This is a genomic window from Streptomyces sp. NPDC028368 (assembly GCF_055565615.1).
This window is the reverse complement of record NZ_JBVHTY010000008.1, coordinates 264,618-276,950: the sequence shown is the minus strand read 5'-3', so window position 1 is coordinate 276,950 and position 12,333 is coordinate 264,618. Positions and strand designations below refer to the sequence as shown.

At 68.4% G+C, this 12,333-nt stretch carries 11 protein-coding genes and 1 pseudogene; 9 read left to right on the top strand and 3 right to left on the bottom strand.

Annotated features, from left to right (window positions below; genetic code table 11):
- Nucleotides 1–4 precede the first annotated feature (4 nt).
- From ACZ4S3_RS20705 to ACZ4S3_RS20695, 3 genes are all read left to right on the top strand, one after another.
- A complete protein-coding gene (locus ACZ4S3_RS20705; protein ID WP_467936177.1) occupies nucleotides 5–883 on the top strand; it encodes a carbon-nitrogen hydrolase family protein in 879 nt (292 codons plus the stop codon).
- A gap of 357 nt (nucleotides 884–1,240) precedes the next feature.
- Nucleotides 1,241–1,444 (top strand): cold-shock protein, encoded by a 204-nt coding sequence (locus tag ACZ4S3_RS20700; protein ID WP_018536328.1) that lies wholly within the window; start codon nucleotides 1,241–1,243, stop codon nucleotides 1,442–1,444.
- Between the two features lie 294 nt (nucleotides 1,445–1,738).
- Entirely contained in the window at nucleotides 1,739–3,274 is a 1,536-nt protein-coding gene (locus tag ACZ4S3_RS20695) for a DEAD/DEAH box helicase (protein WP_467936175.1), read from the top strand.
- A gap of 133 nt (nucleotides 3,275–3,407) precedes the next feature.
- Here ACZ4S3_RS20695 and ACZ4S3_RS20690 read toward each other — a convergent pair.
- A pseudogene (locus tag ACZ4S3_RS20690) lies at nucleotides 3,408–3,710 on the bottom strand (sugar phosphate isomerase/epimerase and 4-hydroxyphenylpyruvate domain-containing protein); the annotation flags it as partial.
- Between the two features lie 759 nt (nucleotides 3,711–4,469).
- Here ACZ4S3_RS20690 and ACZ4S3_RS20685 point away from each other — a divergent pair.
- The 5 genes from ACZ4S3_RS20685 (at nucleotide 4,470) to ACZ4S3_RS20665 (ending at nucleotide 8,908) form a co-directional block, all read left to right on the top strand.
- Nucleotides 4,470–6,809 (top strand): sensor histidine kinase, encoded by a 2,340-nt coding sequence (locus tag ACZ4S3_RS20685; protein ID WP_467936173.1) that lies wholly within the window; start codon nucleotides 4,470–4,472, stop codon nucleotides 6,807–6,809.
- A complete protein-coding gene (locus tag ACZ4S3_RS20680) occupies nucleotides 6,806–7,207 on the top strand; it encodes a roadblock/LC7 domain-containing protein (RefSeq protein WP_467936171.1) in 402 nt (133 codons plus the stop codon). The genes ACZ4S3_RS20685 and ACZ4S3_RS20680 overlap by 4 nt, the downstream gene beginning before the upstream one ends.
- On the top strand, nucleotides 7,204–7,569 hold the full coding sequence (locus tag ACZ4S3_RS20675; protein ID WP_467936473.1) for a DUF742 domain-containing protein: 366 nt from the start codon (nucleotides 7,204–7,206) through the stop codon (nucleotides 7,567–7,569). Before ACZ4S3_RS20680 ends, ACZ4S3_RS20675 begins: the two co-directional genes overlap by 4 nt.
- Nucleotides 7,556–8,146 carry a GTP-binding protein gene (locus tag ACZ4S3_RS20670; RefSeq protein WP_467936169.1) on the top strand — a complete coding sequence of 197 codons (591 nt, stop codon included), beginning with the start codon at nucleotides 7,556–7,558 and terminating at the stop codon, nucleotides 8,144–8,146. The genes ACZ4S3_RS20675 and ACZ4S3_RS20670 overlap by 14 nt, the downstream gene beginning before the upstream one ends.
- A 141-nt stretch (nucleotides 8,147–8,287) precedes the next feature.
- Nucleotides 8,288–8,908, top strand: coding sequence for an L-threonylcarbamoyladenylate synthase (locus tag ACZ4S3_RS20665; RefSeq protein WP_467936167.1), 621 nt, complete (start codon nucleotides 8,288–8,290; stop codon nucleotides 8,906–8,908).
- Nucleotides 8,909–8,923: 15 nt separating this feature from the next.
- On the opposite strand, the gene ACZ4S3_RS20660 is transcribed toward ACZ4S3_RS20665, so the two are convergent.
- Nucleotides 8,924–9,115, bottom strand: coding sequence for a hypothetical protein (locus ACZ4S3_RS20660; protein ID WP_088795864.1), 192 nt, complete (start codon nucleotides 9,113–9,115; stop codon nucleotides 8,924–8,926).
- A gap of 224 nt (nucleotides 9,116–9,339) precedes the next feature.
- Between ACZ4S3_RS20660 and ACZ4S3_RS20655 the strand changes: the two genes are divergently transcribed.
- Entirely contained in the window at nucleotides 9,340–10,473 is a 1,134-nt protein-coding gene (locus ACZ4S3_RS20655; RefSeq protein WP_467936165.1) for a glutathione-independent formaldehyde dehydrogenase, read from the top strand.
- Nucleotides 10,474–10,617: 144 nt separating this feature from the next.
- Here the strand turns inward: ACZ4S3_RS20655 and ACZ4S3_RS20650 are convergent, their stop codons facing one another.
- Nucleotides 10,618–12,315 carry an ABC transporter family substrate-binding protein gene (locus ACZ4S3_RS20650; protein WP_467936163.1) on the bottom strand — a complete coding sequence of 566 codons (1,698 nt, stop codon included), beginning with the start codon at nucleotides 12,313–12,315 and terminating at the stop codon, nucleotides 10,618–10,620.
- Between the last annotated feature and the right edge of the window lie 18 nt (nucleotides 12,316–12,333).

Here is a 12,333-nt window from a genome sequence, read left to right as displayed (position 1 = left end):
CTCCATGCGCACACTCACCATCGCCGCCATCCAGACCACGCCGGTCCCCTTCGACCTCGAAGCCAGCTGGCAACGCTTCGCCGACCAGGTACGCGCCGTAAAGGGCCTTTTCCCCCACGTCCAACTGGTCGTCGCACCCGAGCTGATGCTCGCCGCCGAAGCCCCCCTGCTCCGCGCCCGCGCCGACTGGATGGACCAGGCCGCCACCACCATCCCCGGCCCGCTCACCGACCGCATCAGTGACCTCGCCCGGGAGACCGGCCTCTGGCTCGTGCCGGGCAGTCTCTACGAGCGCGCCGACGACCAGCGGATCTACAACACCGCCCTCGCCGTCTCCCCCCAGGGCGAGATCGTCGCCAGGTATCGCAAGGTGTTCCCTTGGCAGCCCTACGAACAGACCACCCCGGGCAACGAGTTCGTCGTCTTCGACATCCCGCAGGCGGGGCGGTTCGGGCTGGCGATCTGTTACGACGGATCCTTCCCCGAGACGGCGCGGCAACTGGCTTGGATGGGCGCCGAAGTGATCATCCAGCCCACCCTCACCACGACCCGGGACCGCGAAATGGAACTGGTCTGCGCCCGCGCCAACGCCTGGACCAACCAGCTCTACGTCGTCAACGTCAACGCCGCCGAGCCCGCCGGCGTCGGCGAGAGCGCCATCGTCGACCCCGAGGGCATCGTTCGCCAGAAGGCGGGCACCGGCGAGGAGGTCCTGGTCGACGTTCTCGACCTCGACGCCGTCACCCGGGTCCGCGCCCATGGCTCCTCCGGGATCAACCGGCCCTGGTCGCAGCTCGCACGCTATGGCGACCGGATCAAGCTTCCGATGTACGGCGGCAGCTTCCAGGCACCGCCGTGGCGCCCGCACGCGCACGGGGAGTGACGCCGACGACGCAGCCGGCAGCCGGCAGCCGTCAGCCGTCAGCCCTCCGTACCGGCCCCAGGCCGCTCGCTGTCGCCTGTGGCGGGGCCGGTGGCGGCGACGGTCCGCAAATTTGGGCAGTTTGCGGTGCGGGTGCCCATGGGGGAACGGGGGGAATAGCGAATTTTCCCTGCCCCTGCTGATGTCGTGCTACTGTTGATCCCAGTTGCAGTTGTGGTTCCCATAGCGCCTTGATGGCATTATGCTGTCAGGCGCTTTTATATTTCCGGTGCTGTATTCCGGACGGGGCAATCATCGCGGCGACGCCGGGGTTCGCGCAGTGCGGGCCCCCAGGCACTGCCCCGAAGGAGATTTGACATGGCTACTGGTACCGTGAAGTGGTTCAACGCGGAAAAGGGCTTCGGCTTCATCGAGCAGGAGGGTGGCGGCCCGGACGTCTTCGCCCACTACTCGAACATCGCCACCCAGGGCTTCCGTGAGCTTCAGGAAGGTCAGAAGGTGAACTTCGACGTCACGCAGGGCCAGAAGGGCCCGCAGGCGGAGAACATTGTTCCTGCCTGACGCTGAGGCGTAAGACGCAGCTGGAGTCCGCACTGGTGCGGGCTCCAGCTCGTTGCTGTTTGCAGGGGTTGCCCGACGCGCCACGGCTCCCGCCAGGCGCGCGGCCCTCCACGCCCCCGGGACCCCTCCCACCATCAAGCCCGCCCATCGACATTCCCACGTCAGGCGTCGCTGCTTTACCGAGCCGGTGCGACCGGCTTCTCTTCAGTCTTTTATTCGGCTCGTTCTTGCAATTCGTTCGGCTAAACTTTGCCGAGAATTCCTCGATACGTGCCATATCGAGGAAGGTTCTCCATGAACCGCTCAGTTCGCACGAACGACCGCTACTCCAATCCCCGCAAGAAAACCTCGGCCGGCTCCGACCGCGGCGCCGGCTTCCGCCCGAAGGGCAAGGGCCGCCCCGGCGGCCGTTCCGGCGGACAAGGGCGTCGCCCCTCCGCGCCCGGCGAGTTCGCACTGCCGGTCACCATCACCCCGGCCCTCCCCGCGGCTGCGACCTTCGGCGAACTCGACATGCCGGTCGAGCTGCTGAAGACGCTGACCGGACTCGGCGTGAGCGAGCCGTTCCCGATCCAGGCGGCCACGCTGCCGAACTCCCTCGCAGGCCGGGACGTCCTGGGCCGCGGTCGCACCGGATCGGGCAAGACGCTCGCCTTCGGCCTGGCGCTGCTGGCGCGCACCGCCGGGCAGCGAGCCGAGCCCAGGCAGCCGCTGGCCCTGATCCTCGTCCCCACCCGCGAGCTGGCCCAGCAGGTCACGGACGCGCTCACCCCGTACGCCCAGGCCCTGAAGCTGCGGCTGGCCACAGTGGTCGGCGGCATGTCGATCGGCCGCCAGGCGAGTGCACTGCGCGGCGGCGCCGAGGTGGTCGTCGCGACCCCGGGCCGTCTCAAGGACCTCATCGAGCGCAAGGACTGCCGCCTGGACCGGGTGAACATCACGGTCCTGGACGAGGCCGACCAGATGGCCGACATGGGCTTCATGCCCCAGGTCACCCAGCTGCTCGACCAGGTACGCCCCGACGGCCAGCGGATGCTGTTCTCGGCCACCCTGGACCGCAACGTCGACCTTCTGGTCCGTCGCTACCTCCAGGACCCGGTCGTCCACTCGGTCGACCCGTCGGCGGGCGCGGTCGTCACGATGGAGCACCACGTCCTGCACGTGCAGAACGCCGACAAGTACGCCGCCACGACCGAGATCGCCGCCCGTGACGGCCGGGTGATCATGTTCCTGGACACCAAGCATGCCGTCGACCAGCTCACCAAGCACCTGCTGAAGAGCGGTGTACGCGCCGCCGCCCTGCACGGTGGCAAGTCCCAGCCCCAGCGCACCCGCACCCTCGCCCGGTTCAAGACCGGCGAGGTCACGGCCCTGGTGGCCACCAACGTCGCGGCCCGCGGCATTCACGTCGACAACCTCGACCTGGTGGTCAACGTCGACCCGCCCGTCGACCACAAGGATTACCTGCACCGCGGCGGCCGCACCGCCCGTGCCGGCGAGTCCGGCCGCGTCGTCACCCTTGTCCTGCCCAACCAGCGCCGCGACATGGACCGCCTGATGGCCGACGCCGGTATCACCCCGCAGACCACCCAGGTCCGCTCCGGCGAGGCCGAACTGAGCCGCATCACCGGAGCCCAGGCCCCCTCCGGGGTCCCCATCACCGTTGCCGCGCCGGTCGCCGAGCGCCCCAAGCGCGGTGGCGCACCGTTCCGCGGCCGGGGCACCCGCCTGGGGCGCCCCGGGCGCTCGGGCGGCGAGTCCCGCCGTACCACCGAGGCCCGTGAGATGGCCGAGGCCCGCAAGGCCGCGCGGGTGCGCCGCTCTTCGTGACCGGGTGCGGGCCGCATCATCGAGTGCGGCCCGCAGACGGGACGGAACGGGGCCATCGGCCGGCAAGAACATCGGCGGCACCTCCTGGGGACCTGCACGGTGTCCGACGGCGAGATCGTCAGCGCCGACATCACAGGAGGCGGGCGGTGCCCTGCTGCCAGAGTTCCACCGGCTTGCCGGTGTGGCGGCCGGCGCGGGCGAAGCCGAGTGCGCCCAGCAGCGTACGCACCGGATCGGGGTCGGCTGCCGCCACCTCCGCGAAGGCGAAACCGCTCGGCACGACCGTCGCGGGCAGCGTGCTCAGCCGCGCCGACCCCTCCAGGCTGCGCAGCGACCGTAGCGCCTCGACGGCCGTCCGTCCCGCGTCCGCCTGCCGGAAGACGTCGTTGAACACCTCCAGCGAGAGCGGCCCGGAGTACCCGGCCGGGACGGCGTGCGTACCACTCCGGCGACGTCGCGATCGCGTCCGGTCTTCCGCGCGTGCGGCGTCGGCGTCTACGGGGCTGAAGAACCGCGGCGACGCCGACGACGCGTTGTCGCTCGGCGGTGGTGCTTCCCCAACCCCCGTTGCTCCGCATCACGTTCGGAATGGCGAGATGTCGAGTGCGTCGCAAATGTCGACTGCCGCCCGGACGGGCGACGCACTCCGGACGACAGCTGTACGGCCCTGGGCTCCGTATGAGCTTGGTTACGCCGGTGCGGTGGGGGGAGTTGACTGCCGGGAGCGCCGGCAGCGGCGGTACACGGTGGCTGACGGCAAGGGTCCGGCGATCGCGCCGTAGGGCAAGGGCCGAGACGGCCGGATGTCTGCGGCTATAGCGGGCCAAAAGCGGCCGCGACCGGCTGCCACCGTCGCCCCGCCGCATCGTGAGCCGCCGTCAGCACTTCGGGCTGACCGTCTCCTCGGGCTGACCAAGTGCCCTGGGCGGCCTCTCGGGCCACCCCGACGCAAGCCGCTATCACGCATCGATCACCGCTGCTACCTCTCCCTTTCATGTTGTGGCTGGTTATGATCGCCCCACGTCCTACCGATGCCGGACGGACACTTCCGCTTTCCCTGGGCGGAGTGGCCGTACCGGCTTTTGGTCTTCTGTTCCCTTGTCTCCGCTCACGAGGACCGATGACTCCCATAGATCCCGAAGGCCCACAGCCCGAAGGCCACATAGCACCCACGAGAAGTCGACGACGGGGTGCCGTGCGTCTGCGCACCTTGCTCATCTGGCTGGCGGTGGTGCCCACCGTGGCGATGGGCGCCCAAGTCTTCGTCACCGCCGACCGGCTGCTGCAGCAGTCCTCGCACCTGCGCGCCGATGTGGCGGACGGTGAGCGGATCGGCATTCCCCTGTACGAGCTCATGGCCGAGATGCAGGCCGAGCGCAGCATGGCGGCCGCGCAGTGGGCCGGTTCGCCCGTGTCCCGGGCCGACCTGAGCCACCGGCGCGCGGCCACGGACCGAGCGGTAGCCACATTCCAGCGGTCGGCCGACGCCCCGGACGACCGCAGGGACGACCGGGCGGACCGCTACGTCCGGGACGTGAAGAAGCAGCTTGACGACCTGGACGCCTACCGCGAGCGCACCGACGCCCGCAGCGGCAGCGTGGACCGCGTCACCGGCTACTACACCGGCGTGATCGGCCAGATGATCCGCGTCTACCAACAGTTCAGCAACATGGACGATGCGACGCTCACGCAGGAGAGCCGACCGGTGGCCGCCCTGTTCGCAGCATCGGAGGTGCTCGCGCAGGAAGACACACTCCTCGCGTCCGCCGGCCCGGCCGGAAAGCTGCGAGGCGGCAAGTTCGAAGAGCTCACCAACGCCATTGGAGCCCACCGCTTCCTGTACGGCACGTCGATCGTTCCCTATCTGCCCGAAAAAGGCCGGACAGCCTACGCGCAGATCGTCTCCTCGGACGCGTGGAAGACCAAGACCCGTATCGAGAATGCGGCGCTGTCCGATCACCGCGACATCCCGGGCGGCGTCGCGTTGCCGCGCCTGGTGCGTGGCTGGACGGCCACGTACGCAAAGGTCGTCCCACAGCTGTCCCAGCTCAACTCCGACCAGACGCGTGCGGTGATCGTGCACGCCGATGCCACGGCCGACGAGCTCGAGTCAGACGTCATCTGGATGATCGTGGGAGGCGGCGCCGGCCTCCTGCTCGTCGTGGCCGTCGTCGTCTTCACCACGCGCACGGTGCTGCGCCGCATGGCCGTGCTGCACGAGCGCACGGTGACCGTCGCCGAGGAAACGCTGCCGGACATCGTGGACCGACTGCAGCGCGGGCAGACTGTCGACCCCGAGGCGCTGCCGGGGCCGGGACAGGACCGGGACGAAGTCGGCCGCATCAGCGACGCGTTCGCCCGAGCCGTCGCCGTATCCGTCGACGGGTACCGGCAACTCGCCGACGAGCGGCAGGGCTTCGGCATGTTCGCAGCGGGCATCGCCTCCCGCACCGGAAACCTGGTCAGCCGCCAGCTGAGCCTGACCGAGGACCTTCAGGACACCTTCGGCCACGACGAAGCGCTGCTCGCACAGCTGATGAAATCCGACCAGCTGACGGTGGGTATGCGGCGGCAGATCGAAAACCTGCTCATCCTGGCGGGCGGCGAGATCCCCGACCCGCACGCTGAGCCCATGCGCGTCGCGGACCTGCTGCGTGAGGCCGCCGCGGAAGTCGAGGACTTCCGGCGGATCGAGCGGGTCGCCCTGGACGAGATCAGCGTGGAGCCGCGAGTCATCAGCGCGATCAGCCACCTCCTCGCGGAGCTGCTGGACAACGCGACGCGGTTCTCCCCGCCGGCGTCGAAGGTCGCCATCCGGGCCGAACTCGTCACCGACGGACTGTCGGTGGAGATCGAGGACCGTGGTCCGCGCGTGGCGGCCGAGCGCTACGAGGAGATGAACGGCCGGCTGCACGCCGCCCCGCCGTACGCCGTCCTGGCGCAAAATGCCCACCGGCTCGGCCTGTTCGTGGTCGGCCACCTCGCCGACCAGCTCCAGGCACGGGTCACCCTGCGCCGCTCGACATTCGGCGGCACGGCCGCCATCGTGATCATTCCCCAGGAGCACCTGGTCCGGACCGAGGAGAACCAGGTCCGGACCGGGGGGTCAGCCGCGGCCGGTTCGGCGCCACGCACCCCCGCGCCACGCCGCCCGGACGAGAGCAAGCCGGAGCAGCGCACGTCGGACGCGCCCACGTCGCACGCGCCCACGCCGGACGAGCGCAAGCCCGAGTTCGTCCTCCACGCGCGCCCCGCCGCGCCGGCGGAGCCCGTTCTCACCGGCTCCGGGCTGCCACGCCGTCAGTCGCGTGAGGCGCCCGCGGCGGTCCGGACCCTGCCCCGGGACGGCTCCTCCGTGCCGCCCCTGCCGGAGCGTGTGCCGCAGACGCATATCGCCAAGCAACTCCGCGAGCAACGCGTAGCGGAACCGGTCGCCGAGGACACCTCGACGCCCGAAGAAGTGGCCGACGCCTGGGCGGATTACGAGCACGGCACCGAGACAGTGGAAATAGAGCTCCGACGGGACCAGCCATGACGACGAACGACATGATCTACAGCATTCTGGACAACCACCTCAGCCGGATCGCCGGCATCGCGGGAGCGGTGCTGCTGTCCAACGACGGGATCAAGCTGAGCGCCTATCAGCTGGACCGGGACCAGGCGGAGCGCATAGCCGCGGCGTCCTCCGGCATCGCGGCCACGATGAAGGCGATCTCCAGGGAGGTCGGCGGTGGCCGGGTGATCCGCCAGCTGGTGGAGATGGACGACCGCTATCTCTGCATCGTCGGGTGCGGCGAGGGCAGCACGCTCATCGTCGTGACCTCGCGCAAGGCCCGGCTCGGGGAGCTGGGTGGCGAGGTGGTACGGGCATCGCAGGCGCTCGGTGAGTGGCTCAGCACCCCGGAGCGCACGCCGGCGCCCAAGCCGTCATGACGGCCGATCCGCAGCCCGCCAGGCGGCGCCGGACGCGGTTGTACGCCCTCACCGACGGGCGGACCACCGCACCCCGCACCGTCCTGACCATGGACACGTTGATCACAGCGACGGTGGCGGCGGATGCCGACGGCAGCCTGTCCACCGAATGGCAGGACATTCTGGCCATGTGCCAACCGCCGAACGGGCGGGCGGTCGCCGAGATCGCCGCTCGTATGCAGATGCGCCTCACCCCGATGACGGTCCTACTCAGCGAGTTGGCGGATCGCGGTCTGATCCATCACCGGCCGCCCCTGGATGCGGCCGAAACGTCCAATGTCCACCTGCTCATGAAAATCAGGGACAACCTTGCCCGGATATGACACAGACGCCCAGGAAGAGTCCCCCGTCAAGATCCTGATCGCGGGTGGCTTCGGCGTCGGCAAGACGACCTTGGTCGAAGCGGTCTCCGAAATCGAGCCGCTGCGCACCGAGGAACGGCTGACCGCCGCGGGTGTCGGCGTCGACGACCTCGACGGCATCGAGTCCAAGACGGCGACCACCGTCGCGATGGACTTCGGCCGGATCACCCTCGCCGACGCGGGAGTGGTCCTCTACCTCTTCGGCACACCGGGCCAGGAACGCTTCTGGTTCATGTGGGACGACCTGCTGGCAGGAGCGCTCGGGGCGATCGTCCTGGTCGACACCCGGCGACTGGACCGCAGCTTCCCGGCCGTCGACTTCTTCGAGAGCCGCGGGCTGCCGTTCGTCATCGGCGCGAACTGCTTCGACGGCGAGCAGCCCTACACCGCAGAGCAGATCAAGGCGGCCTTGCACCTGAGCGACCCGAACACGCCCATCCTCATGCTCGACGCCCGCTCCCGTTCGGACGTGCGCGGTGCCCTGCTGTCGCTGCTGGATGTGCTCATCGCCGGAGCGGAGACCGCCGCGTCGGTCTGACGCCAACAGGACGCGTGGGCCCGGCGCACGGGCGAGAAGGGGAGGGTGCGACGGCTCGGCGACCCGCCGGTTTGCCGAGCCGTCGCACCCGCCGGGAACGGCCACCTCAGCGCGGCTGTCCTGATCACCTAGACTCGGCGGATGGCGAAGTATTTCGACGTACACCCCGAGAATCCTCAGCGGCGCACCATCAGCACGGTGGCTGACAGCATCCGCTCCGGCGCGCTCGTCGCGTACCCGACGGACTCCTGTTATGCACTGGGATGTCAGCTGGGCAGTCGTGACGGCATCGGCCGGATCCGGTCGATCCGGAACCTCGACGATCGTCACCACTTCACCCTGGTGTGCCAGAACTTCGCGCAGCTGGGGCAGTTCGTGCACGTCGACAACGACGTGTTCCGCGCGATCAAGGCGGCGACGCCCGGCAGTTACACCTTCATCCTCCCTGCGACGAAGGAGGTGCCGCGCCAGCTGCTGCACCCGAAGAAGAAGACGGTCGGGGTACGGATCCCGGACCATGTCGTCGCTCAGGCGCTGCTCGCCGAACTCGGTGAACCGCTGCTCTCCAGCACCCTGCTGCTGCCCGACGAGGAGGAGCCGATGACCCAGGGCTGGGAAATCAAGGAACGGCTCGACCACGTGGTGGACGCCGTGATCGACTCGGGCGACTGCGGCACCGAACCGACCACGGTCATCGACTTCTCCGGCGGCGAAGCCGAGATCGTACGCCGAGGGGCAGGCGACCCCGCGCGGTTCGAGTAGCCGCGGCGGGACGCGTCAGCGGTCGGCGATGTCCTCGCGGAGGCCGTCGGAGAACTCCCACCACGACAGGGGGAGCCAGTCGCCGTTCACAAACGCATCGACAGTAGCGCCGCGACCGCGGACGGTAACCGTCGTGCCCGGCGGGTACGAGGTGCCGGACAGGCCGAGCACGGGGACGAGCAAGGTTCCGAGTCGCTGTGCTGCCACGTGTCGACCTCCCTGTTTCGTTTCTCGGTGCGACGGTGCGATACCCAGAGTCCAGAGTGGCATTACTCGGGGTGTATGGAGTGGGTATTTCTCCACACATTACCGGCTTGCCCCATCCAGTAGCCCGGAGAATCATGAGAGATGGGTCACGCGAAAAGGCGGGGAAAATACCTCTGCTCACGCGTGCTTCCGCATGCGCTCCGTCGAGCGGGAGGTGGCAGCAAATGAAAGCCGTCGTCTACAAGGGACCGTTCTCCGTGGCGGTCGATAATGTCGACAAGCCCAGCATCCAGCATCCCAACGAGGTGATCGTACGGATCACCTCCACCGCGATCTGCGGCTCGGACCTGCATATGTACGAAGGGCGTACGGCAGCTGAGCCCGGCATCGTCTTCGGTCACGAGAACATGGGAATCATCGAGGAAATCGGCCAGGGCGTCACTTCCCTCAGCGAGGGCGACCGAGTGGTCATGCCGTTCAATGTCGCCTGTGGGTTCTGCACCAATTGCTCCGAGGGATTCACCGGATACTGTCAGACCGTCAATCCGGGATTTGCGGGCGGCGCTTACGGATATGTAGCCATGGGGCCCTGGTCAGGTGGCCAGGCGGAATATCTTCGGGTTCCCTACGCCGACTTCAACTGCCTGAAGCTGCCGCCGGGAAACGAGCACGAGACCGACTTCATGCTGCTCGCCGACATCTTCCCCACCGGCTACCACGGCTGTGAACTCGCCCAGGTCCGTCCGGGCGAGAGTGTCGCGGTGTACGGCGGCGGACCGGTCGGCCTGATGGCCGCCTACTCGGCTCTGCTGCGCGGCGCGAGCAAGGTGTTCGTCGTGGACCGGGTTCCCGAGCGGCTGGAGAAGGCCCGGGAGATCGGCGCGGTCCCGATCAACTTCGCCGAGGGCGACCCGGTGCAGCAGATCAAGGATCAGACGAAGGGCGTCGGCACGGACAAGGGTGTGGACGCCGTCGGCTACCAGGCGATGGCGCACGGCGCGGACCGTGAGGAACCGGCGACCGTCCTGAACTCGCTCGTCGGCACGGTCCGGGCCACCGGCGCCCTCGGCGTACCCGGCCTGTACGTTCCGGCCGACCCGGGAGGCCCTGACGAGCAGGCCAAGCGGGGCATGCTCCTCGTGTCGGTCGGCAAGCTCTTCGAGAAGGGCCTGCGGATGGGTACGGGGCAGTGCAATGTGAAGCGCTACAACCGCTACCTGCGCGACATGATCATCGAGGGCCGGGCGAAGCCGAGCTTCGTCGTCTCGCACGAACTGCCCCTGGACCAGGCCCCGTCGGCGTACGACAAGTTCGACAAGCGCATCGAGGGCTACACAAAGGTGATCCTGCATCCGTAGACCGGCGGCCCGGCCCCTCGCCGCTCCGGCGGTCCGGGCGGGGCAGTCCTTGAGGTCGGTGGCACCTGACCGCCCTTACACCGGAGGCCGGACCCGTACGGTACGGGTCCGGCCTCCGGCATAGGGTGCGTGCCGCTCAGCGGGCTACTTGATGAAGCCGATGTGCTCGTAGACCGGGTGCTCGGTCATGCCGAGGGCGCCCATGTTGGCGAGCTTCTTGTTGATGGCCGCGATGTCGGGGCGCTGGTAGAGGGGCAGGACGCCGGCGAGCTGCCAGGCCTCGGCGTCGGCCTGGTTGGCCTGCTTGAGCGCGCCGGCCGGGTCGGCGGCGTTGGTGCTGGCCGCGAACAGGAGGTCGTCCAGCTTCTTGGTGCCGATCCTGGCGTAGTTGTTGCCGCCCTTGGCCGCGTAGACGTTGGTGGAGCCGCTCGCGGCGAACGGCGTGCCGAGCAGGGTGTAGGGCGTCACGTCGAAGTCGCCCGGGGTGATGTACTTGTCGAAGAAGTCGTTGGACGGCACCGTCTGGACCTGTAGCTTGACGCCGACCTGCTGGTACATCTGCGTCAGCATCGACCCCTCGTTGGTGGCCGCGGGAGTGCCGGACGGAATGATGAACCGCAGCGACAGCTCCTGGCCGCCCTTCTTGCGGATCTTGCCGCTGAGCTTCCAGCCCGCCTCGTCCAGCAGCTTCCCGGCTGCCTTCGGGTCGTACTTACCCAGCTTGCCCGCGTTGTTCTGGTACCCCTTCTGGTTGTCGACGAAGAGGTGGTTGTCCATGGTGGAGGGCTTCCAGCCCAGGCCCTTGAGGTCCGACTTGGCGATCGTCTCGCGGTCGGTGGCCATGAACAGCGCCTGGCGGACCTTGGGGTCCTTCAGCTTGGCGCTCTTGCCGTTGAACGTGATCTGGCGGTAGTTGGGGCCGCCCGCTTCACGGATCTCACCGGTCGACACCTTGGTCGCCTGCTTGTAGGCGGAAGAGTCGCCGCCGACGTCGAAGTAGTCGACCTCACCGTTGGCGAAGGCGCCCGGCATCGATGCCTGGTCCATCGCATGGAAGACGATCTTGTCCAGCTTGGGCTTGTCGCCCCACCACTTCGGGTCCGCCAGCACCGTGACCGTCTTGGCGGACTTGTCGATGGTGCCCACCTTGAAGGCGTTGGCGGTGACCGGGATCTTGTTGATGTAGGCGGTGTTGAAGGCCTTGGCGTCGGAGAAGTACTTCGCCGGGTACAGCGGCTGGTTGGCCGCCGAGTTGAACATGCCCTTCCAGTCCGCGAACGGCTTGGCGAAGGTCATGACGGCCTCGTAGTCGTCCTTGCCCTTCTTGACATCCGCCACTTGGTCGAAGCCGACGGTGGAGGTCACCTTGAACGCCTTGTCATGCCCGTCCAGGGCGCGCGTGTTGGCGGCGACGTCCTTCCAGGTGATCGGCGTGCCGTCGGACCACTTGGCCTTGGGGTTCAGATGCCAGGTGACCACCTGCTTGCCCTTGACGGTCTTGGACGAGGCGTCCAGCAGGAACGCCTTGTTCGGCGTCTGCACGGCGTCCGGCCCCGAGATCCAGAAGCTCGGCATGAGGGACTTCATCACCTCGGTGGGGCCGGACTGGAGACCGTCGATCTCGACGATGTTCCACTGGGTGGCGAACGTCTGGATCGCCCAGTTCATCGTCCCGCCCTGCTTGAGCTTCGCGGGGTCGGTCGCCTTGATGTTGAGGGCGGTCGACTTCTGCGGGGCCTTCTGCTCCGCGTCGTCGCTGTCCGAGCCGCCGCAGGCGGTCAGCGCCAGCGACGACACGGCGAGCGTCGCGACGAGGGCGAGTGGATATCGGGAGACCTTCACGAGTTCCTCTTCCTGGGT